General features: G+C 33.2%; 21 protein-coding genes and 3 pseudogenes. 18 read left to right on the plus strand and 6 right to left on the minus strand.

What is annotated here, in order from left to right; genetic code table 11:
- The first annotated feature begins 17 nt into the window (after nucleotides 1-17).
- From murG to LRP84_RS09845, 5 genes and pseudogenes are all read left to right on the plus strand, one after another.
- Nucleotides 18-1,076: an undecaprenyldiphospho-muramoylpentapeptide beta-N-acetylglucosaminyltransferase gene (gene murG / locus LRP84_RS09825; protein ID WP_230574907.1), complete on the plus strand. Its 1,059-nt coding sequence runs from the start codon at nucleotides 18-20 to the stop codon at nucleotides 1,074-1,076.
- 85 nt (nucleotides 1,077-1,161) lie between these two features.
- A pseudogene (locus LRP84_RS09830) lies at nucleotides 1,162-1,384 on the plus strand (DUF3966 domain-containing protein).
- A 74-nt stretch (nucleotides 1,385-1,458) separates the two neighbouring features.
- On the plus strand, nucleotides 1,459-1,836 hold the full coding sequence (locus tag LRP84_RS09835; protein WP_230574909.1) for a nucleoside 2-deoxyribosyltransferase: 378 nt from the start codon (nucleotides 1,459-1,461) through the stop codon (nucleotides 1,834-1,836).
- The gene (locus LRP84_RS09840) at nucleotides 1,836-2,813 is read left to right on the plus strand and encodes an HD domain-containing protein (RefSeq protein ID WP_230574933.1); all 978 of its coding nucleotides are present in this window, start codon (nucleotides 1,836-1,838) and stop codon (nucleotides 2,811-2,813) included. Before LRP84_RS09835 ends, LRP84_RS09840 begins: the two co-directional genes overlap by 1 nt.
- A 14-nt stretch (nucleotides 2,814-2,827) precedes the next feature.
- Complete coding sequence (locus LRP84_RS09845; RefSeq protein ID WP_230574910.1) at nucleotides 2,828-3,319, plus strand: hypothetical protein; 492 nt, start codon at nucleotides 2,828-2,830, stop codon at nucleotides 3,317-3,319.
- Between the two features lie 175 nt (nucleotides 3,320-3,494).
- Here the strand turns inward: LRP84_RS09845 and LRP84_RS09850 are convergent, their stop codons facing one another.
- Nucleotides 3,495-3,806 (minus strand): hypothetical protein, encoded by a 312-nt coding sequence (locus LRP84_RS09850; RefSeq protein ID WP_230574911.1) that lies wholly within the window; start codon nucleotides 3,804-3,806, stop codon nucleotides 3,495-3,497.
- A 500-nt stretch (nucleotides 3,807-4,306) separates the two neighbouring features.
- Here LRP84_RS09850 and LRP84_RS09855 point away from each other — a divergent pair, with 500 nt between their 5' ends.
- On the plus strand, nucleotides 4,307-4,522 hold the full coding sequence (locus LRP84_RS09855; RefSeq protein WP_230574934.1) for a DUF3912 family protein: 216 nt from the start codon (nucleotides 4,307-4,309) through the stop codon (nucleotides 4,520-4,522).
- A gap of 51 nt (nucleotides 4,523-4,573) precedes the next feature.
- On the opposite strand, the gene LRP84_RS09860 is transcribed toward LRP84_RS09855, so the two are convergent.
- From LRP84_RS09860 to LRP84_RS09870, 3 genes are all read right to left on the minus strand, one after another.
- On the minus strand, nucleotides 4,574-5,968 hold the full coding sequence (locus tag LRP84_RS09860) for an L-cystine transporter (RefSeq protein ID WP_230574912.1): 1,395 nt from the start codon (nucleotides 5,966-5,968) through the stop codon (nucleotides 4,574-4,576).
- 107 nt (nucleotides 5,969-6,075) lie between these two features.
- Nucleotides 6,076-6,318, minus strand: coding sequence for a DUF2626 domain-containing protein (locus LRP84_RS09865; RefSeq protein ID WP_230574913.1), 243 nt, complete (start codon nucleotides 6,316-6,318; stop codon nucleotides 6,076-6,078).
- A gap of 113 nt (nucleotides 6,319-6,431) precedes the next feature.
- A complete protein-coding gene (locus LRP84_RS09870; protein WP_230574914.1) occupies nucleotides 6,432-7,130 on the minus strand; it encodes a helix-turn-helix transcriptional regulator in 699 nt (232 codons plus the stop codon).
- Between the two features lie 223 nt (nucleotides 7,131-7,353).
- Here LRP84_RS09870 and LRP84_RS09875 point away from each other — a divergent pair.
- The 6 genes and pseudogenes from LRP84_RS09875 to LRP84_RS09900 all read left to right on the plus strand — a co-directional run.
- Nucleotides 7,354-7,791 (plus strand): annotated as a pseudogene (locus LRP84_RS09875) (ATPase, T2SS/T4P/T4SS family); the annotation flags it as partial.
- 52 nt (nucleotides 7,792-7,843) lie between these two features.
- Entirely contained in the window at nucleotides 7,844-9,316 is a 1,473-nt protein-coding gene (locus tag LRP84_RS09880; protein ID WP_230574915.1) for a recombinase family protein, read from the plus strand.
- A gap of 937 nt (nucleotides 9,317-10,253) precedes the next feature.
- Nucleotides 10,254-12,563 (plus strand): site-specific DNA-methyltransferase, encoded by a 2,310-nt coding sequence (locus LRP84_RS09885; protein WP_230574916.1) that lies wholly within the window; start codon nucleotides 10,254-10,256, stop codon nucleotides 12,561-12,563.
- A gap of 6 nt (nucleotides 12,564-12,569) precedes the next feature.
- A complete protein-coding gene (locus tag LRP84_RS09890) occupies nucleotides 12,570-15,104 on the plus strand; it encodes a DEAD/DEAH box helicase (protein WP_230574917.1) in 2,535 nt (844 codons plus the stop codon).
- Between the two features lie 359 nt (nucleotides 15,105-15,463).
- Nucleotides 15,464-15,784, plus strand: a complete 321-nt coding sequence (locus LRP84_RS09895; RefSeq protein WP_230574918.1) for a hypothetical protein — start codon at nucleotides 15,464-15,466, stop codon at nucleotides 15,782-15,784.
- Between the two features lie 630 nt (nucleotides 15,785-16,414).
- Nucleotides 16,415-16,930 carry a helix-turn-helix domain-containing protein gene (locus LRP84_RS09900; RefSeq protein ID WP_230574919.1) on the plus strand — a complete coding sequence of 172 codons (516 nt, stop codon included), beginning with the start codon at nucleotides 16,415-16,417 and terminating at the stop codon, nucleotides 16,928-16,930.
- Between the two features lie 442 nt (nucleotides 16,931-17,372).
- Here LRP84_RS09900 and LRP84_RS09905 read toward each other — a convergent pair whose 3' ends face one another.
- Nucleotides 17,373-17,978 (minus strand): recombinase family protein, encoded by a 606-nt coding sequence (locus tag LRP84_RS09905; protein ID WP_230574920.1) that lies wholly within the window; start codon nucleotides 17,976-17,978, stop codon nucleotides 17,373-17,375.
- A gap of 300 nt (nucleotides 17,979-18,278) precedes the next feature.
- Between LRP84_RS09905 and LRP84_RS09910 the strand changes: the two are divergent.
- The 5 genes and pseudogenes from LRP84_RS09910 to LRP84_RS09930 all read left to right on the plus strand — a co-directional run.
- Nucleotides 18,279-18,473: pseudogene (locus tag LRP84_RS09910) on the plus strand (YonV C-terminus-related protein); the annotation flags it as partial.
- A 362-nt stretch (nucleotides 18,474-18,835) separates the two neighbouring features.
- On the plus strand, nucleotides 18,836-19,072 hold the full coding sequence (locus tag LRP84_RS09915) for a hypothetical protein (protein WP_230574921.1): 237 nt from the start codon (nucleotides 18,836-18,838) through the stop codon (nucleotides 19,070-19,072).
- Nucleotides 19,073-19,335: 263 nt separating this feature from the next.
- On the plus strand, nucleotides 19,336-19,566 hold the full coding sequence (locus LRP84_RS09920; RefSeq protein WP_230574922.1) for a hypothetical protein: 231 nt from the start codon (nucleotides 19,336-19,338) through the stop codon (nucleotides 19,564-19,566).
- A gap of 50 nt (nucleotides 19,567-19,616) precedes the next feature.
- Nucleotides 19,617-19,847, plus strand: a complete 231-nt coding sequence (locus tag LRP84_RS09925; protein ID WP_230574923.1) for a hypothetical protein — start codon at nucleotides 19,617-19,619, stop codon at nucleotides 19,845-19,847.
- A gap of 165 nt (nucleotides 19,848-20,012) precedes the next feature.
- Entirely contained in the window at nucleotides 20,013-20,756 is a 744-nt protein-coding gene (locus LRP84_RS09930) for a hypothetical protein (RefSeq protein ID WP_230574924.1), read from the plus strand.
- A 173-nt stretch (nucleotides 20,757-20,929) separates the two neighbouring features.
- Here the strand turns inward: LRP84_RS09930 and LRP84_RS09935 are convergent, their stop codons facing one another.
- The gene (locus LRP84_RS09935) at nucleotides 20,930-21,508 is read right to left on the minus strand and encodes a recombinase family protein (protein ID WP_230574925.1); all 579 of its coding nucleotides are present in this window, start codon (nucleotides 21,506-21,508) and stop codon (nucleotides 20,930-20,932) included.
- Between the two features lie 191 nt (nucleotides 21,509-21,699).
- On the opposite strand from LRP84_RS09935, the gene LRP84_RS09940 reads away from it, so the two are divergent.
- The gene (locus LRP84_RS09940) at nucleotides 21,700-22,929 is read left to right on the plus strand and encodes a Shedu anti-phage system protein SduA domain-containing protein (protein WP_230574926.1); all 1,230 of its coding nucleotides are present in this window, start codon (nucleotides 21,700-21,702) and stop codon (nucleotides 22,927-22,929) included.
- The last annotated feature ends 152 nt before the right edge of the window (nucleotides 22,930-23,081 follow it).

Genomic DNA, 23,081 nt, shown 5'->3' on the forward strand with positions numbered 1-23,081 from the left:
ATAAAAGGAGACTTACTGTGAAGACGATTATATTTACAGGCGGAGGTTCTGCTGGTCATGTTACGCCTAATTTAGCGCTTATACCGCATTTTCAAAAGAGTGGGTGGAACGTGTGCTATATTGGTTCGCACAATGGAATCGAAAAGACCATCATTGAAAAAGAAGGGATTCCTTATTATGGTGTAGCAAGCGGAAAGCTTCGCCGTTATTTTGATTTAAAAAATATAAAAGACCCCTTTCTTGTGATGAAAGGGGTTATGGATGCGTATGTACGCATTCGGAAATTAAAACCAGATGTTATTTTTTCAAAAGGTGGCTTCGTATCTGTACCAGTTGTAATTGGTGCATGGTTAAACCGTGTTCCTGTTTTTTTACATGAGTCTGATATGACACCGGGGCTTGCAAATAAAATTGCTCTTCGCTTTGCTTCAAAAATATTTGTTACGTTTGAAGAAGCGAAAAAACATTTACCAAAAGAAAAAACAGTCTATACTGGTTCACCTGTGCGAGAAGAGGTTTTGCAAGGGAGCCGTAATAAAGGATTGCAATTTTTACGGTTCACTGCCTCAAAGCCAGTTATTACGGTTATGGGAGGCAGTTTAGGAGCACGGCGCATTAATGAAGCAGTGCGCGGTGCATTGCCGAATCTTCTTCAAACGTATCAAGTTGTTCATCTGTGCGGGAAAGGAAATCTTGACGAAAAGCTTGAAAGTATGCCAGGATACAAGCAGTTTGAATATGTTCATGGTGAACTGCCAGACATATTAGCAGCAACAGATATTGTCATTTCTCGTGCAGGGTCCAATGCGATTTTTGAATTTCTAACACTGCAAAAGCCGATGTTATTAATTCCTCTTCCGAAATCTTCGAGCCGAGGCGATCAAATTTTAAATGCACAGTCGTTTGAAAAACAAGGATATGGACGTGTGTTATTTGAAGAAGATTTAACGGAAACGTTACTTGTTGAATATGTGGAAGAATTGTATAAACATCGTTTGCAGTATAAAAGATCTATGCAGCAGTATAACGGACAAGAAGCGTTGCAAACGATTATTGATTACGTAACGAAAGCATGATTTCATAGAGATCATGCTTTTTAAATAGAGATAACAGCATACTTTATGTTACAATAACATAGATTTGACAGGGGAATTCTAATTGTTGACGCGTGAAAATACGGATGAGATTAGGAGTGACTACGTTGGGGCTAAGTCTCTATGAAAATATTGCTCTAGTTGTTTGTTTAGTATTGTATATCGGTAGTATTATAGTTTATATGGGACGGAATTTTTCACAAGAACGAAAACTAGAAAAATCAGAAATTAAAGCTGAATTAGATATGTTAAATGATAAAAGCAATCAAAAAGTAAAAAGAGAGTTATAGTTGTAAGCGTCCTCTTTTTTCATGCATACGAAGGGTTTCCCGTCTATTTTATATATAATAAGGAGAGAAGTAGTATGAAATTTTACATTGCTTCAACCTTTACAAATAAACCTCTTGTCCGTTTTGTGGCTGATAAACTGAAACAAGCAGGATGGATTCATACATATGATTGGACAAAAAATGAAAAAGCGACAAACAGATTACAATTAAGAGATATTGGGCAAGCAGAAAAACAAGCTGTGCAAGACGCTGACGTTTTTCTGCTTTTATTAGATGGAGGAAAAGGGAGTCACACTGAATTCGGAATGGCGCTTGCTTCGGATAAAAAAGTATATTTGTATAGTGAAAACAGTTCTTTAGATACAACTTTCTATCATTTATCGGAAGTAAATATAATTGAAGGTAGTATAGAGAGATTTATTGAACAAGTATTAGAAGGTGCAAGGGTTTGATTACAATTTATGATTCTATATATGGTGAACATCATATGGATGGTGTGCTTGAAGAACTATTGCAATCAAAAGCAGTGCAGCGCTTAAAGAAGATTCATCAAGGCGGCGCAAGCTTTCTTGTGAATCCAACGTGGAATGTAACACGTTATGAACACTCTGTTGGTGTTATGATTCTTGTGAAAATGTTAGGTGGTAGTGTAGAGGAACAAATTGCAGCCTTGCTTCACGATATATCTCATACAGCATTTTCTCACATTGTTGACCACGTATTAGAGGAGCAAGATGAAGATTACCATGAACAAATCTTTATGGATGTTATTGAGCATTCAGAGCTTCCGTCCATTTTGCATACATATGGTTATGATTATAGAATGATTGAGAAATGGGAACAATGGACGTTGTTAGAGAAACCTCTTCCCAATTTATGTGCGGATCGTATAGATTATACGCTACGGGATTTATCTACTTATGGAATGATTACAAAACAAGAAGTGTGTTCTTTTTTAGAAGACGTAACAGTTCATAACGGACAAATATGTTTACAGTCTATACAGGCAGCAGAATGGTTTACAGAAGCTTATTATAAAGAAACGATTGATTTCTTTTTACATCCGCTGAATTCCTATGGTTATTATATATTAACAAAGGTATTAAAAGAGGCGTTGCAAAAGAATATTTTACATCTATCTGATTTTTCAACTGATGATGAAACTGTGTTACATATGTTACGAAGTAATGAGGATTGTGAAATTAAAAAGATGCTCAGTTCCTTACATCCAAACGTAATATTAGAAGAGAGTAAGACAGAATACGACATTTGTTATAAGGGCGGAAAAGCACGGTTAATTGATCCGTTTGTTTATAGAAATGGTAAGATGCAAAGAGCGTCTGTCATATCTTCATTTGTTAAACAATGTAATGAGAAAGCGAAAAAGCAATTGCAACAAAATATATATTTAAAAATAAAGAGTATATAAAAGGAGATATAAATATGCAGTTAGAACAAGGATGGAAAGCAAACTTTTTAACAGTTGTACAGCAAAGTGAATATAAGAAAGGTGCACTTTTATCACAATTACTATTTGAAGATGGAGAAGAAGTAGAAGAACTCGTTGATGATTATGGGTATGAAGAGATTATAAATCGTGAACATGATGATGAACTGGAAGAGATCTTAGGCGAAGAGTTATTTTATGAACTTGAGCGTAACGTTTTTGTATCATCGCAGTCGAAAGAGAAGTTCATTTCCTTTATAAATGGTTTAGGATTTCATCTATTAGATTGTATTGTGTTATTAGAATCAGAATTTCATGTAGATAGCGCGATGTTTTCATCTGATGCAGTGAAAAAAATGGAGAAGCGTTTTCATAAGTTTCCTTATGTGGAAGGTGAGCAAACGATTTTTGATATGACACTAGAAGAAGTGGTTGAGCTATTAGAGGGTGTATCGAATCTTCAGATTAAAGAAAATATGACTGTATAAAAAAAGAACGTGCTAGGCACGTTCTTTTTTTATCCCGATATTCGCGGGCAGTAAAATCCCCACCTTAAGATTTAGAGAAAATCAAAGAAGATAGGTGAAGATAACTGCTGGCATGCGCCCGATTGGTTCAACTAACCTTTCATGAAAAAAGCGTTCATGAAAAGTTAGTTGAACTTTATACAATGATTGTATGTTTTGCGTTTTTATATTGTTTTTCAATGATTGTATTTAAATGCTCAACCTTCCGTATGCAAGATTGTATATGCTTCTCGACTTCTTGCAATTCTGTAAGGTGATGTGTTTCAATAGGATGGATTTGTACGCTGAATTTTTCAAATTGCGCACTATATGTTATTTCTGCATAGCCGCTCATAATATCTGTCTCGTTGTGAAACAAATATTGTTTTGTTTTTTCACAATATGCTGCATTTTGAAATCCATACGATTTTAAGGTTTCGATGATTTTTGTAATGATTACTGTATTCATTGTTTTTCCTCTTTAAGAAATTCGATTTTATCTCGCTACTTTTGGGCAGTAAGACCCCTATCTCAAGATTCAGAGAAAGCGAAGAAGATAGGTGGGATTTTACTGCCCGTAAGAGCCCGATTGGTTCAACTAACCATCAGTGTAGGATGAAGCCCCCCGCTGATGGAAGTTTCAATTTATCTCGCTATTTGCGGACAATAAGCCCTCCGCCTCAAGACTGTGAGAAAGTCAAAAAGGTAGTGAAGAATAAAGGCCTACAAAAAAACGATGTGTGAAATTGATTATTAGTGAAGTCTCCACTAATCGGAGTTTCACTGTATTAGTATAACATGAGTATATTTTAGAAAGCGCTATCAATGTGTTTCTAATATGAATTTTTATGTATATTTTATACAATTAAAACAAATGAAAAATAATTGTAATAAAGCAAAAAGTAGGAGACTCTTTCGTTGTTTCATCATATACATACAGAAATGGAGCAAATGAAAGAGGTGAAGATGTTGAACTTTGATATTACAGGACAAAAAGCATATGTAAAAGATGGACCGTATCGGAATCAAATTGGAATCGTAAAACGAAATGATACGGAGAGCATTACAAAATATGCGATTGTAATTGACGATATGAATATTGATATTGAATTAAAAGATATTGTTTTAATTGATGTAGATGTTCGGCAATTTCATGATTGGTGTGAAGAACATGGGTATTTGTAAAAAATAGATTATACAAATAAGAAAACCCCCTGAATGTTCAGGGGGTTTTTCTTATAGTGCAACTTCTTCAGTTTTATTGACTGTTTCATTGTACGTATTTACATCTAATTCTCCGAGCCATTTGCTAGAAATCAAACCAGCTGTCATAGAACCGCTCACATTTAAAGCTGTGCGTCCCATATCAATTAATGGTTCAACAGAAATTAATAGAGCGACAATTCCAATTGGTAAGTTCATTGTAGAAAGTACGATGAGTGCTGCAAATGTTGCTCCGCCTCCGACACCGGCAACGCCGAATGAACTAATCGCAACAACGGCAATTAACGTTAAGATAAATTGTGGCTGCAATGGATCGATACCAACAGTTGGTGCAACCATCATCGCAAGCATTGCAGGATAAATACCGGCACATCCGTTTTGACCAATTGATACACCAAAGGATGCCGCAAAGTTTGCAATTCCTTCTGAAACGCCTAGTTTTTCTTTTTGCGCTTCAATATTTAATGGCAGTGTACCTGCGCTTGAGCGTGAAGTAAACGCAAATGTTAAAACAGGGAATACCTTTTTCAAATATTGGATTGGATTTAAACCAGAAAGAGCGATAAGTAATAAGTGAATAATAAACATAACAATGAGTGCTACGTAAGACGCTAATACAAAATTTCCAAGTTTTAAAATGGCCTGGATGTCACTACCTGAAACTGTTTTTGCCATAAGAGCAAGTACGCCATATGGAGTAAGACGTAAAATTAATGTTACCATCCGCATTACGACCGCATATACGGCATCGAGCATCTTCTTAAATTGTTCTGCCTGTTCTGGATATTTCTTTTTCACTCCTAAGAAGGCAATCCCAATAAACGCTGCAAAAATGACAACAGAAATTGTTGATGTTGGACGAGCACCTGTTAAATCTAGAAATGGATTTGCAGGGAGTAATTCTAATAATTTTTGCGGAATGGGTGTTTGTTCAATGGAAGTGGATTTTTCTTCCACTAATTTTAAGCGAGCTGTTTCTGCATCACCTTGCTGCAAGCCAGTTGCTTGCACATCAAAACCAGCGCTTGCAGCAATTCCGACTGCAGCAGCAATTGCCGTTGTAAGAAGTAAAATACCGATAATAAAACCGCTAATTTTACCAAGATTATTTGTTAGTTTTAATTTTGTAAACGCTGAAAGAATAGAAACTAAAATAAGCGGCATAACGATCATTTGTAATAACTTAACATAACCGCTTCCAATTAAGTTAAACCAATTATTAGATTGGATAATGACTTCAGAAGTTGGTTTATAAAAAAATTGTAAAATAAGTCCGAATATAATTCCGAGTCCGAGTGCGGTAAATACACGTTTATTAAAAGAAACGTGCTTACGCTGCATATAATATAACACGCTGACTAATAGGAGCATAATTACAACGTTTATGCTAACTAACAATGTATTCATACTGTTTTCCTCCTTCAAATCTGTTACATACAAATATATTCCAATAAAACCTATAAGTCAACTGTGGAATGAGTTAAATATAAAAAAAAGATGGCGTATATGCCATCTTAATGTCCTATTCCTGGTGTAAGAAGGAATGTCGTATAGTATGTAAATCCAATGAAGAAAACTGTTAAATATGCGCCGAATACATAAATGTACATGCGCTCTGTTAATTTTAAATAACTTAAAAGTACAAAAAATCCTGTTTGTCCTAAAAACAATAGTGCTGTCCCATACATATCCCCTAGATAAAACATGACTGAAAAAATACCAGTCCAAAAGCCGAGAACGCGAAACATGCGCTCCATCCCATTCCCCTCCTTCTATATGAACTTAATACTCCTTTTATTATAATGCACTTTTCTAACTATTGTAAACATTTGCAAAATAATAAGAAGCCAGTATAATCTGGCTTCTTATTTTACATATGAAGATGATAATTACAAGATTTACAACCTGTTTCTAGCATATTCTCATTGTGGGTTAATTCCATGTTCGGGAATAAAATTTCAAAGATGCCTGTCATCATATCGACGTGCATGTTGCAAATTTCTTTTGGATGGTGAATGGCAACTTCTTTAAATGGGCAATTGTATACATCATAGAAAATTTTTGTTCCATCAATGCTTAATTCAAATGTCGGAGATAATCCGGCTGTTGTTAAAGCTTCTTTCGCAATTTGTATTTTTTGTTCTACTGTTAATTCATTTTCGCTAATGCTTAGCCGATGTAGATGTTGTTCCATTAATTCTTTACCAAATTTCTTACCTGTTTCATATAGTGCTTTTTCACCGATTTCACCTAAGCTAAGCAATGTATTGCATGCAATTTGTGCTAACAATTGATAATCACGAAACGGAAACTGCAGTTGAATCACATCGTCTGATAGTGCGTATAACCGGCTTGGTCTGCCACCTTTACCTGTTTTTTTTGTTTCTGATTTTAACATATTTACATCTTCTAGCTTAGAGAGGTGTAAACGCGCAACATTTGGATGAATATCAAATTCATCAGCAATTTCTTGTACAGTAACTTCATTATGTTTTTGAGAAATATATTGATAAATATAATAGCGTGTTGGATCAGATAGTACATTTGTAATTTTTAAAGCTTGTTCCATGAGGATCGCCACCTTTATCGGTTTATCTGAGATAACAACATTATAATATAGATAATGTTGTATAATAATGGGTTTTGGTAATGATTCATTAATTGTTCATAATTTCACATACTTTTTGTTATTTTTGTTTAGAAAATTGAAAAATATCATGATAGAAATAGAAAATTCCTCATTTTTCTTTTCATGATGGCCATGATATATAAATAGTGAGGAGGGGATAACAGTGAATGCTGTCGAACAGTTTGCTGACACAATCATGAAAGAAGCATGCCGGTTGCGTGCATCAGATCTTCATATTGTGCCACGTCATGAAGATGCTGTTGTGCAATTGCGTATTGGAAAGGATTTGGTGACAAAGCACTGTATTTCAAAAGAGTTTTGCGAACGGCTTGTATCGCACTTTAAATTTTTAGCAGCTATGGATATTGGTGAAAGGAGAAAGCCGCAAAATGGTTCATTGCAGATGAAAGTTAATGAGGAGGAAGTATATTTACGCCTTTCTACTTTGCCAACTATACATCATGAAAGTTTGGTCATTCGTATGCACTTACAAACGGCGGTGCCAAACCTCTCGCATCTCTCATTATTCCCAAGTTCCGCGAAAACACTTCTCTCTTTTTTACATCATTCGCATGGATTAATTATTTTTACAGGACCAACTTGTTGAGTACGTGGGTAGAACCTTGTATAATTACCTTTAGGAAGGTGATTATATGCTATTCAACAACAATAACATAAAGCACGTTGCAATATATTTAAGATTAAGTCGTGACGAAGAAAACCTAGGAATAGAACAAATATTAGATAACCACCGTCAAACACTAATTACATTATGTAATGAAAATAGATGGTCATATGAGATTTTTGAAGAAGTGGCTTCAAGTAGTACTATAATAAATCGAAAACAAATGATGAAGCTTTTGGAACGAGTGCAACAGGACTATTTTGACGCTGTTGTAGTTATGGATATAGATAGGCTTTCAAGAAATGAGTATGACGCTAGTGATATTAAAAGGATACTTTATCAAACAGAAACATTCATTGTTACACCGTATAGATTATATGATCTTACAAAAGATGATGACAGTTTATTATTAGGGATAACTAACCTTATTGCTAGTGGAGAATATAAGCAAATTCTAAGGCGTATGCAAAGAGGCAAAAAATTCGCCCAACAACAAGGGCTATGGACAGATGGAATAGCACCATTAGGCTACTCAAAAGATTCAAAAACAAGAAAACTTGTCCCTAATGAACGTGCTAAAGATGTTCAGTTTATTTTCTCCGAAATTGTTAAAGGTACAACTATACCTGAACTTATTAAACAGCTAAATAACATGGGAATAAAAACAAGACAGGGGTATGATTTTAAATACAATAGTATCCAGCGTATTATAAATAACGACGCTTATAAAGGAACAATAGCCAGTAACAAAACTATTGGTCAATATAAGCCTAGACCTAAAGAAGATTGGATTATTGTCCATAATGCACACCAACCGATTGTAGATGAAGCTACTTGGGAAGCGGCAAATAAAATCGTTAATACATATTCGTTTAAAGCACCTAGAAGTAAAAATCGTATTTATCCTACAAGTAATCTTATTTATTGTGCGAATTGTGGCAGGATACAAGGTTGTAACCTAAAGCCAAAACTTAACAAAATCTACATTAAGCATTGTCTGTGTGGGAACAGAGGCTTTTATTATAATCCTGTGTTAGCCTTGATTAAGGAAGAAGTGTTAGGCTACAAAGAACATATATTAAAGGCACTGGAAACGCTGGAAGAAGGTCAGCAGGAAGACAATACTCAATGTAGAAAAGAAATACTACTTAGCCGATTAAACAAGTCTAAAAAAGCTTTAAAAAACAACAATTATCTTTTTGAAGAAGAGGAAATAGATATTGTTGAATATAGAGAAAGCAAAGCTATACGACAAGAAGAAATAAAGCTAATTGAAGAAGAAATATTGGCAATAGAGAAGGAAGATAAATCAGTTAAAATAGACACCTTAAAGGAACAACTAGAGGCTGTTGAAAACTTAGTAGGTAAGTGGCATTTATTAGACAGTGAAGGCTATTCTGATGAAAAGATAAATCGCTTATTACATGGCTTTGTTGGTGGGATATTATGGTCTTTTAAAAAAGGTGCAGAATCACCGACTATAAATATAATTTACAAGTAAGGATAATCATTATTGATTATTCTTTTTTATTTTGGGCAAAAAGAAAACCCCCCTAACAGCGGTTAAGCCATTAGAGGGAAAAAGAGATACACTGTTATTACTGTTAAAGGATATTAACTTAGTATCTATAACACCAGCTATTACTGGTGACAATATTTAATTAAAGTATTATTGCTTACGCCACTCATTCACTACGTTCATTCGTGCTTAATAGTATTAGCTATCAAAGATATTAGTTATTTATTAGTTATGTAGTGCGAGGAGGTTATTACTTTTATAAGTCACACTTTGAATGTCATTAGATTGCTAACATGGTTGTGATTCCCCCCTATGAAATCAATGTTATCCAGGCTGATAATCACAATATGATAAGTTATGTTGATATTATTTTTAAGTGAATGGGAAATTAAACAGAGAAAGAAGTATTATCGTTTTTGTTGTGGGCTATTATTAAGAAGGGATGATTTTGGTTGAATTTGATAATAAACAAAATCTACTTGTTATAATTTATAATGAGTATCAAAAAGATCCCCTGAAATGATGATGACATGAGACGGTATAAATTATGTAGAAGAAAAGTTGGGAATTTAACCTGCTATGTCTTCTGGCAAAAAGGTAAAAGAGGATTCTTGGGGGGGATAATGAACTAAAAGATATTGCGTTAAAAATGACAGGTGAGAATATTAAAAGTGCAGTGGAATTAAAATAAAATATCTTCGCTTACCCAGCATCCATTAAGAGGGTGTTTTTTTAATGGAAAAGTATTTCAAGTGAATTTGCTTGAACAAGATGTTTTCATATTATCTAAATTAGAAAATGTTATTTTCGCAAAAATATTCTAAATATTATTGTTTATCGACATATTCCGACTATAATTGTGGAAGAAATGTATAATAATAGAAATAGATTATACATTTTATTAAATGGAGAGAAAAAGATGGCACTTTTAGAAGATAAAATCGATCAAATAACCCAACCAGAACTTAGAAATATTATTAAAAGTGAAGTGAAAAAACTTAAAGGTAGAAAACAATTCGGAGTGGTATTTGAACAGCATATACCTGAAGTTGTTCCTCTTTTTAGTGCACCCATTACCATTCGATCAACGGTGGCGAAGAAGAAAGGAAATTTGAGTGAAACTTATCGTGTAAAAAAAATATTAGGTGAAACTAGTGAAGTAGTTAAAAATTCAGACGGAACGATAGAAGAAGTACCAACTGAAAGTGTAGTTATTGTTAAGCAATTTGGAGATCCTATCTATCCTGCCTTAGTAAAATTAGATGAAGTTAGAAATGGTAATCAAAGTTCTCCACACCATGTTTTGATAGAAGCTGATAATTATCATGCACTTCAATTATTAGAATATATGTACTCTAATAGAGTTGATTGTATCTATATTGATCCTCCATATAATACTGGTGCGAGGGATTGGAAATATAATAACGATTACATTGATTCTAATGATACATACAGGCATAGTAAGTGGTTATCGATGATGCAGAAACGCCTTGTATTAGCTAAACAACTATTAAAAAATGACGGAGTACTTATTCTTACCATCGACGACTACGAATTGTATCATATCGGTACGTTACTAGAGGAAATATTTCCTGATTATGATGATTACATAGTGACAATTGAACATAACAAAAGGGGAAGAAGAGGAAAGAACTTTGCTAAGACTAATGAATTTGCTATCTTCTTAGTCCCAAAAGGGCAGGAAGTAATTCAAGAAGAGATCCTTGAAGAAATGATTGGTGGAGAAACTAGAAATTTAAGACGAACAGGCAGTGGTTCACTAAGAACTCAACGGTGGAGAAAATTTTTCCCTATATATGTAGACAAAAATACCCTCGAAATTGTAAGTGTCGGAGACCCTATACCTCTTGGTCAACAGAGAGAAGATAGTTCAGATGAAAACATCATAACTGTCTGGCCAATTGATGAGAATGGTATAGAGAAAAATTGGCATTATGGGCTTGAAAGAACTAGAGATGCTGTAAGTCAAGGGAAGTTACAAGCTAGAGAACAATCATATGGTGTTCAAGTTTATTACACTTTAAGGGAAAAGCAGTCTAAAAAATACAAAACTGTTTGGAGTAAGACAACATTAGATGCAAGTACCTATGGGACCGAACTCCTTTCTAAAATTATGGGTAGATCTTCTAATTTTGATTTCCCTAAGTCTGTATATGCAGTAGCAGATTGTATAAACGCAGTAGTTAGTAATCGGGAGAATGCCTTGATATTAGATTTTTTTGCTGGAAGTGGAACAACTTTACACTCAGTGTTAATGCTGAATCAAACTTATAACAAGCAACACCAATGCGTACTAGTTACAAATAATGAAGTTTCTGGAGATGAAGCGGAAAAATTAGAACAACAAGGTTATTATCCGGGTCAACCGAATTGGGAAAAACATGGGGTATGTCGGTCTGTTACATTTCCACGTTCCAAATTCACAATTTTGGGTAAACGAGATGATGGTTCAACAATTGAAGGAGACTATACCACAGGTCGCCTTATTGATAAAGAGAAACCAAGAAATATAAAACAGATTGGATTTGTGGATGGAAAAACATTAAATACACCGATGAGAAAACAATTAGTTGCTTTAATAGATGGACTACCACAATCAAAAATTAAAGGTGATATGCCTTTCTTTTTAGACGAAAAGTGTTCTGCAACTATATTATTTGATGATACTAAGTTTGAAGAGTACTTAGAAAACCTCGAAGAAAATCTACATGTCACAGATATATACATAATGACCTCACGTCAAAGTCAGTTTAGGAGATTTAAAGAACAAATTATAGAAAACATGGGGTATTTAATAGTTAAAGAAGAAGAAAAACGTCTGTTTTCTGAAGGATTTTCTGCAAACCTAGATTATTATAAGTTGGACTTTTTAGATCCAGATGAAGTTGCTTTAGGAATGCAATTTAAATCAATATTACCAGTTCTATGGATGATTGCGGGATCAAAAGGCGATATTCCTGTTGTCGAAGGTTCTGTAAGGTATTTAATACCTGAGAATAGTACATACGCTATATTGATGAAGGAACAATATTTTGGTGAATTTTCTGAAAAAATAAGCGTAAGAGAAGATTTAACACACGTCTTTATCATTACCAACTCAGAGGATGCTTACTTTGATATGAAGTCAGAGTTAAATGTTCCCAATGTAAATATGCTTTATAAAAACTATTTGAAGAATTTTGAATTAAAACGACAATGGAAGGAATAATTTAAAATGAAAATTGGCTTAAAGGATTTTCAAGAAGACGCAGTAGAAGAATTGATTAAGGAATTGTCAAAAGCTAAGCGAGAAGTAAAAGAAGATGGTTTACAGGCAGTTGTATTATCATCACCTACTGGTTCAGGTAAAACAGTTATTACAGCAGCGTTAATGGAATCAATTTTGGAAGGGTCAGATGGTATTCCCGCTGAAAGAGATGCTGTTTTTCTTTGGTTCTCAGATCAACCTGAATTAAATGAACAGTCCCGTAAGAAAATTTTAGATTGTTCCGACCGATTTCGCGAAAATGATATTGTAATGATTGGTCCTGATTTTGATCAAGAAACATTTGATGGTGGTAAACTTTATTTTGTTAATGCACAAAAGTTAGGTAGAGATAAACTTTTAACAACAAAAGGTGACCATCGAAATTATACAATATGGGAGACTATCCAAAACTCCTCAGATCTATACAAAGACAAATTCTATTTAATTATTGACGAAGCACATAGAGGAATGAATCGAACCTCATATGATGAAAAATTCTCTAGAACAACAGTACAAAAACTCGTTCTTGGCGACCCAGGATTAGGAATAAATCCTATAGGAATGGTAATAGGTATCTCAGCTACTCCAGATAGATTTTTAAGATTATTACAAGGTACGCAACAAAAAGTAAATAGAAGGATCCCTCGTGTAATAGAGATTGATCCTGAAGTTGTAAGAACATCGGGTCTACTAAAAGATAAAATTGTTTTGTTTCATCCAGAAGAAGAACAGTATTCTGATTGGACATTACTCTCAGCTGCTACACGTCAATTAGTAATGATGCGTAGGGAATGGAGTAAGTACACTTTGTCTCAGGGAAATGACGAAGTGCATCCAGCCATGGTTATTCAGGTTGAGGATAGAAATGATACCAGCATTACTAAAACGAATCTTGAATTAGTCATTAGGACAATTGAGGATGAATATGGAACTATTAGTGATGAAGAGATTGCACATTGCTTTGAAGAGGATGTAGATATATCTGCTGGAAATAAACGAATAAGGAAAATTGAGGCTTCGAAAATTCAAGATCAAAAAAATATAAAATTTATTTTATTTAAAATGAGTTTAACAACTGGTTGGGACTGTCCTCGTGCCGAGGTTATGATGTCATTTAGAAAGGCAAAAGATTATACTTTAATCGCACAGTTGATAGGTAGGATGGTGAGAACTCCTTTAGCTAGGAGAATAGAAGCCCAAGAATTATTAAACTCTGTATCGTTATATCTACCACATTATGACTCCGAAGGATTACGTAATGTAATAGATCATTTAAAGAATGACCCTGATTTCGTACCTCCAACAAGTATTGAAAATGGGAATAACCAAGTAATTCTTAATCGTCATAAAGATTTTGATCATGTTTTTAAAGTACTAGGAGAAATACCTACGTACCCACTTGAAAAAAGCAGAAAAACATCAAATGTAAGGCGTTTAATAAAATTATCTCGTTTATTAACATCCTTTCACCAAATAGATTCTGAGGCTTTAGATAATTCGAAGAATCTAATAATCCAGACCTTGTTTAATGAAAAGGAAAAATTAAAAACTAAGGATAAGAGTTTTGCAACAAAAATCAGTGAAGCAGATGAGATGATAATAAATCCTATTACAGTTGAACAAGGAATATGGAGGGAACTCCCGGGAGAATCACTAAGAGTTAAACTTAGTGAGCCTAATATTGCTGAATTGTTTAATAGGTGTGGAAAGAGACTGGGGGAAGGTCTTCATTTAGATTATTGGTCAACTTATTATGATAGACAAAACCCTAATACTTCTAAATTAGAATTATTTCTTACCTTGCAACATAAAGAGGTGTATGAAGAACTAGAAAATGTATGTAAGTTGCGTTTAAACGAATTGTTTGAAACTCACAAACTGGCAATTAAAGCACTTTCTACATCAGAACAAGAAAAATATAATATTATTAGGGGACAATCAAAAATACCTGAAAAAATTGAGTTTATAGCACCTACTCAAATTTTATTCTATGGAGATATCAGAAGTTCTGACTATGAACTATATGATAAACACCTTTATATTACTGATAAGGGAGTTTTCCCAGCGAAATTAAATGGTTGGGAAAAAGCAACGATAGAAGCAGAAATATTACGTGAAGATGTGGTTGGATGGTTGCGAAATTTTGATAGAAAAACATGGTCGTTTTCAATACCATATGAAGATTCAGGTAAAATTAAACCAATGTATCCTGATTTTCTAGTTGTTAGGAAGTTAGGAGACAATCTAATTGTAGACATACTTGAACCACATAGAGATGATTTGGATGATAACTGGAAAAAGGCGGTAGGATTAGCTAAATTTGCTGGTGAACACTGGAACAGTTTTGGTCGAATTGAGTTAATACGTAAAAATGGAACACGATTAAAGAGATTAAACTTTAATGATGAAAATGTAAGGACTAGAGTGGCTGGTGTTAAAAGCAACGATCACCTTGATACTTTATTTGATATTCTATCAACTGAATTATATAAACAATTATGACTGTTAGGGCTATTCCCTGACAGTTTTTTTATGTAAATTAGGAAAAATAAGCCCCCCTAACAGCTATTAAGCTATTAGAGGGACGGCAGAGAACAAGCCATGTTGTTTACATGAAAAAGAAAAGTGATTAACACTTTATTTAAGCCACTACTGTTAATCATGGCATTAAATTTAATAAAAGGTTTATCGAAGGAAATAAAAGAAAGAGTTGAATGTTAGTGAAATTTACTTGACTTGATAATGGTGCAGATTCATTAAGGTCTGCATATGAAAACTTAGAACAATTAAAAGAGATAATTGTTGGTGAAGGACATAGACTAAAAGACGCAGTTATTTTTCTTAATCATGGAGTAGAACTGTTGTTAAAATACATTCTTCAACAACGTAGTCCAGCGTTAATGTTTGAAAAAATTGAACCTTACTTAAAAGCAAAACAGGGCTTGAAAAAGTTTAAAGGTGGTCAAAAGATGGTCTTTGATATAGATGGAAATGTAAGGACTGTTAGTCTTTTAGAGGCGTTAAAGAGAATTGAGTATCTCTGTGATATTGATATTATTGAAGAATTTTATGCCACAATTCTTTATGTTAATAAAATACGTAATAATTTCATGCATTACGAAGTGGAATTGGATGACAAGGAAACGGAAACCCTTAGTGACAAACTTACAAGTGTGTTATGAACAAGCAATAGAATTTCTTGAAATTCATATTGAGGATTTAGATGATTATATTTAGGACTCACGTTTTGAACTTACCACTGAAGAATATGCGGGGCAACAAGCAGAATTTTGGGCTGAAATGCAGTATGAAGATATGAAAATCGAAGATATAGAATGTGCTTACGAAGATCTAGGTGAAGGAAAATAGTAAGAGTTTAGTTTAAATTTGTATTACCTAATGAAAAAATACAATGATTATTTGTGCTTTTTGTGCAATTTATAATGTTTGGTTGTCTTTTGTACAAACTAGCCCTAAAAACTTTTTTGCATAACCTCAATAGTGTTAATCTTTTGTGAAATGTCATAAATTGTAATAATGTTAGGTACTAAAAAGACTTTGCACAATTATCACTGGTTAGATCCGTTTATTTGCTAGTGAAAATAAGAAGAAACGCAAATGGAAAGGCAAACATAAAAGAATTTCTTAGCGATTATCAAAAGTCATTAGAGGGTAAGGGGAAAGAATCTACCTTACCACAAAATTATAAAAAATTATTTTACATGTCTTTTTTTATTCCCATTCTGCAAGTAGGTAAATGTAAGGTTCAAAGATTGAACTACTAAAATTTGTAGAAAAGGAATGGTTTTTAAATGACAAACACTGTATCCACAATCAAAGGGACAGAAGTTATTTGTAAAGGAAATGTAAATGGTAACTTTGAACAAGTGCCAATGGAATTATTCGATTATATTCAACTAGGATTGATTACTCATACTGATTTAGTCATTTATGTGAAATTACTTCAACGATACAATGAAAACTATGGTTATGCTTTTCCAACTATTGAACATTTAATGATTGATACTCGTATTGGAGGTAAAGCAACTGTTCATAACAGCCTTAAAAGATTATGTGAAGTTGGGCTAATACAGAAAAGCAAGACAAATAGAGGGAATAATGTTTATGTGGTCTACAAGCCATTAAGCAAGACAGAATTATATAAATGTGTTCCTGATAAGGTTCAACAGTTTAAAGAATTTGAGAGTAAGTTACTGAAAATATCAGATCAGGACAAGGAACGTTTTCAACAGCACCTACAAGAAAAACAAATGAGGGAACAACAGGAACAGCAGATTCAAGCTAGAAATATTGTTCCTGAAGGTTAAATAATGAATTGTGATTAACCCATGAGAAAAACAGTGATATGACAGCATTTGTTTGCTTTGAAAGGCACAATTTTAATAATCAGTAGAATTGGTAGTTTTAAAAATGGACTTCCATAGTTCAATAACTGGACTTGTCATAGTTCAAATTATGAACGTTATACAAACTTACTTACACATATTTAATTATACAAACTTAAATATACTTTTTAAAAGAATACTATCAAAAGAAGAAAAGAAAACTGTTAAAAGAATGAAGTAAAGTAAAGAAGGTATTAACGTTCATTATTTGAACCATGCACAATATATGTTCTTTGTCAACTGTAGATAAAATAAGGGTTCTTGTCATATTTAGCTTGTGCAAAATTTCACTTTTTCCGCTTCCACGTCCTCTTTATACAGTCGCCTCAAAATATTTTATTTCGCACAGTAAAAGACCACACTATTAAAGTGTAGCCTCGTATTCTTTCACTTTCTTGTAAAAGGTTGCTTTCTTCATTTCCACATCTTTCATAAATGCCACCGCTGTTATCTTTCCTGCTTTCCATTCCTTGTACAGCTTGTTCCATTCTTTAGGAAGTGCTAACACTGGACGTCCTAAATGTTTTCCTTTTGCTTTAGCAACAGCGATTCCTTCTTTTTGACGCTGTTTAATAGTTTTCCTTTCCTGCTGGGCTAGTGTAGTATACACCTCAATTAAAATGTTATTTACCATATCTAAAATGCCTTCTTGACCTTCTTGTATATCTATCATAGTAGTTGGTAGATCAATTACTTTAACTCTGATACCCTCGTTTTTAAAGTATTGTAGGTACTCTTTGATTTGCTGTTTATTACGTCCTAAAAGGTCAATAGATTTTATGTAAAGCGTGTCGCCACTTCTCATTGCTTTAAGCATGTTTTGAAATTCCTCACGTTCCATATCCTTGCCACTTGCTTTATCGCTGTATATGTATTTCTCATCAGTTACATAACCCTTTAATGCCTCATATTGTCTATCTAAATTCTGTTCTTTAGTTGATACACGCATATAGCCAAAATTGATTCCCATTATTAAAACCACCGTTTCTATTAGTTGATAGATTTAATATACAACAACCGTCTATAAAGGTTGTTTTTTCAATATACGTACATAAAGGTTTATTCCCCATTTAAGTAGACGTCGTTTTTGGCTGTTTTTCCACCGTCTATACAGGTGTACCTTTTTAGACAACAATATAAGATTAAGTTACCTTACCTTAATTCGAATTAAGTTACAAACATTTAAATATAACACACTTTTATTATTGGTGTAAATGATTTTCTTGTGTTTTTTAATAAAATTTGGTATATTAACTCATGAAATAGAGGGAGATATATGAATCCGATGATTAAACGATTCTTTCATTCACATGATATTAAAGTAAATGAGGATTTATTTGCACTATCAGAATTACTCCAGTGGTTATTTCGGAGTGCTATTCGCAATGATGAACCTATTGATGTTTATATTCCTTCTGAAAGAATGCGGACATTATTAGAAATGTACTTAAATAATGAGATTTAATTTGCATAAAAAAACTAGCAAATAACTCTACAAACGCTGATATATCAAGCCTTAAAAAACATTTCCTTAAAGAAAGAAAAAATACACTATACACACTCCGAGGGATACAAACTATCCCTCTCCATGTGATTAGTGCGGTTAATAAAAAAATAATATTCTATATTAGTCGTAAACAGTGTGGGAGTGGAACGACCACATACGTAGCGTAGCGGAGTATAGAGAAATGAGTAATTGAATGAAAGATAATTGTGATGTAGTGAGTCATATGATTCGATTGGATGTGAGACAGTAAATAGTTATTAGAGGAATGATGAGATCAATAGTATTTTCATTGTTTGATATAAATAATAGGAGGAAATGGTGTGGAACTAGAACGATATTTTTTCAATCCATATAAAAAGAAATACAAAGGTCATTGGTATTATCGCTGTATGCAATGCAACACGGTTATACACGTTCCTAAAGAACCTGAAGGTGGTTTTTACACTTGGTGCTACTGTGACGAGTATAGTGGTGATTTGGTGGGACGTATGGTTTGTTCAAAGGAGTGTATAGAAGAAGTTGACCAAGAATATAAGAAAAAACGAGGATGGGCATAGTAGCCGATCCTTTTATTTTTTTATCATTATATCTCCTCACGAGAGTAGCATTGGGAAAGCATTAAGGATTTGAATCATAAAAGAAGATTTATTAGTAAGGTTATTTCAAGGTCTGGCTTTTTCGTGTAAGGAATATATAATCTTTTTGTTGTTCTTATAAAATTTTTTCAATTTGATGTCCTATTATGAAATGAAATTGCAAGTACCTAATTGTAAGGGGCAATAACAAGCCCTTAAAAAACAATTACTTGGAGGTACTAACAATGAAAACAAACGTTAAGAATGGCACTATTTATTTAGGAGAGTTTGCTACAGATACAGAAACTATTCGATTAGGGGACTGTGATATTTTAGGACTACAAATAGAGACAGAAAGTAATGGAGGTTGGTTTTCTGTACTTGGTGAAACAGATGAAAAAGGAATTGTTAAGCGTTTAATTATAGACCTAGAACCAATTGATGAGGATCCATATGAAGAAGATTATGATAATTGAATAAGAAAAGCGAATTAAAAGGCTAAATTATTTGGAAAGGAAAGGTGTTTATGGACGGTATTGGATTTAACAACGTCAAATTAACAGATAAAGACGTTTATGAAATTTTGTTTCTAAATAAGGTGAAGGGGTTACAGCCTTATGAGATAGAAAAAAGGTTCCCTGTATCTAGGACAACCATTAAAAATATTGTAAATGGAAAAAGTCGGAAAGATTGTTATTTTGTTTTCATAGAATACAAGGAAAAACACCCTAAAAAAGTTATGACACTATTTGACTAGTTTAACTAAACAGATAAAAAGTACAGGAACGAGGGTTTTAAGTGGTACTAGTAATAGTATCACTTTTTCTTTATATCGATATTACTATATTTCAGAAATGTATTTTGATTAGAAGGAAAATAGTCCCTTTTTGTCAAAAAAATGTAATTGAAAGGGAGATGTTTCATGAAAAGGGGTCAAATAGGAGTTAGTCACTTAGTTTATATCATTATAATTTTTGTAATTGTTCTTTCGTTCTTTCTTGTTATAGCCTTTGGGGGGACAGATAACGCTGGTACAATGATGGGAACTGCCTCAACTGTTTCATCATTGATTTTATCAGTAATAGCAATTGTATTATCTTTAATTGACGTAGCAGGTCAAAGAGAATCTATGGTAGATTTAAAAGAAACTGCTGAGAAATTGCAGGAGTCAAACATAATTGCGAGTTCAATAATTGAAAGTCTAACAGCAAAGATGGATGAATTACAAGGTATGAAGGACCAAATGATTAAGGCAGTAAATAAATCAGAGGAATGGAGAACAGGGCTGGTAAAAGAAATTCAAGGACTTAAACAAATGGATGATGTAAAGAAAGAAGATTTAGAAGGTCTTTATAAAAAGGCTAATGAAGGTGTTAAAAGTTTAGATTTTGACATATGGTTAGAGAAAAATTTAGTCGAACAATCCTTTAAGGATGTAGGTTCTACATACTCCTTTATTAAGTACCTTCGAGAACACTTTCAAGAAAATGACCAGTTTAAGTCATCACACTTTGTATCTATGATTCAAAGAAAATGTTTGTTGACTCATGCCGATGCTATAATAGTTTTTAAAGACCTAGTGCAGAACAATTATATTTCATTGTTCATGAAAAAAGGTGATGGTGAATCTAATATAAGATTATCCAATAAATTATTTGAGAAATAGACAGGAAACTTTTGGCATCCATTTTGGATGTTTTTTTATTGGCAAAATATCGCCTCTTTGCTGTGCATACTTGTGCAATCAGAAAATATTTTTTTGCACAAAAGCTAGGTGTAACAAGGTTCGAATAGGTGTTCTGTAAAAGGCTATGCACAATTAAAAAAGACGATCACCGTTTAAAGTATCGCCTGTTGTTTCTTCTTAGCCCTTATAAGGGTACTTTTAGAAATGCCTGTCATGTTCTCCACTTCTTTATACGAGTGAGTTTCTAACAGTTTTAAAGCGTGTTCTATCTGTTTCTTGGTATATTTATTAGGACGCCCTTCTCTAAAGTCTGTACGTTGTTTGGCAATGGCTTTACCTGATTGAGTACGTTCTACAATCATGTTTCTTTCATATTCAGCAAAAGCAAAAAATATTTGTCTCATTAGTTTACTACTTGAGGTGTTGTCTAAAATCATTCCCATATTGTCTATGATGACTTTTACTCCTCTATCAATCAATTCAGTAATGATTTTTTCACCTTCAATTAGTGTTCTAGCAAAACGATCAAGTTTAGTTACCACTAATGTGTCACCATTTTGTAGCTTATCTACTAATTCCTTGAACATTGGACGATCTGTTGTTTTCCCTGTAAATGCTTCCTGTACTATCTCATTACAATTATAGCCTTCTAATATTCTTAGCTGGTCTTTTAAACTATTACCGTCCTTAGCTTGTCCGTATGTACTTACCCTAGCATATCCATAAATCATTGTTTTTCCACCTTTATTTTTGAATATAAGTTATGACACCGATTGATACCCTGATAATACTGGAATGTGTTCTTGGTGTCAATACTGTTAAGTTTTGGTTATATTATTTATAATAAATATGACTTGTTGTATTGATGTTCCGGAAAAGTAAGAATACAGCATCTCGTTTAATTTTAAAAGGAGATGATAAGATGGAGGAAAAAGAAACATTAACAATGGAGGATGTTGCTACTTCATTAGGAAAAATGCTAATGGAGAATTATTGGGGAAAATTATGGCGTCTTCTAGAAAAAAATCCTGATTTAAAAAAGAATTTCACAAAATTCTTACTGAATCCAGAGAAGGTAATATTATATTTAGGCAAAACCCATTGGGGTGTAGAGTATATAGGGGATGTTAATTCTCAAGAAATTAGTTCGAGACATACAGCTGATATTCAAATTTTAGACTATTCAAAAGGAGAGAACCTATTAACAGACATATTAGGCATTGATTATAGTAAACATACAGGTCCAGTAATGCCATTACTTGGGTATAATGAAGATCTCGTTTATCCTACTAATGAGGCAATGGATATTATGATAGGGAATGGTTGGAATTTAGGTGGTCAGTCAATGATAATGGGTATCAATACAGGCGGATTTGTATTACAGGAAGGCATGTGTCATAGAATAGTTAATGGTTTCTTTTATGGAACTAACAAATCTGGCCTAGTTACCAGAAATGTAAAGTGGCTAGATTTGTTTCCATTACAAATAGATGATACAGATGTAGAAGTAGATGCATTTAAATTTTATATGTGGCCTAATCTTGCAGATGTCATAATGCATGATGTCCATTTTCAATATCCTCTCCCTTCTGGATTTAGGGAAGAAAAATGGTATAGTTTAAATCGCTTTGTTGAGTTGATTAGTTCTAAGGATACGAGTGAACCTCAAATAACTGCTTTTCTAGCTGAACCTGAAAATCAGTTTATATTAAAAATGGCTTTTATGGGTAAAAAGATATCTTCTGAATGTGAATTAGAATGGCAATCAGAAGAACGTAAAGCGATTAGGCCAGACTTTTTTATAGAAGGGTCAAATGGTTATTCGGACATTGTTGAATTTAAATTACCTAATTTAAAAAATATAAATAGCATAGTAGGGCGGGAGAATAGAGAAACCTTCAGTGCGGAGATTCATTCATATGTTAGTCAAACAAGAGACTATGAGTATTATTTTGAAGACCCTAAAAATAGAGAGTTTGCAGAAGAAAAGCATAGAATAAAAGTTTATTATCCGAAAAGAATTTTGGTAATGGGAAGAAGATGGATGTTAGATACCCCAAATTGGAGAAGGTTAGAAAATGATTATAGAAACATTATGATTAAAACCTATGACGAAGTTATAGATTTAGTTTTAAGTCATTTATATTCATAATCTTATTTTTTTAGAGGGATGGAGAATTAAACAACATTGTTTTAACTATAACTAAGTGCTACTATTACCGCTTATTTAACATGAAGTTTATGTATCAACCCGTAAGAAATGTAGATATAGGTTAATAATTATCGATTCCTGTAAGATTATAG

The organism is Bacillus rhizoplanae, assembly GCF_917563915.1.
Taxonomy (GTDB): Bacteria; Bacillota; Bacilli; order Bacillales; family Bacillaceae_G; genus Bacillus_A; species Bacillus_A rhizoplanae.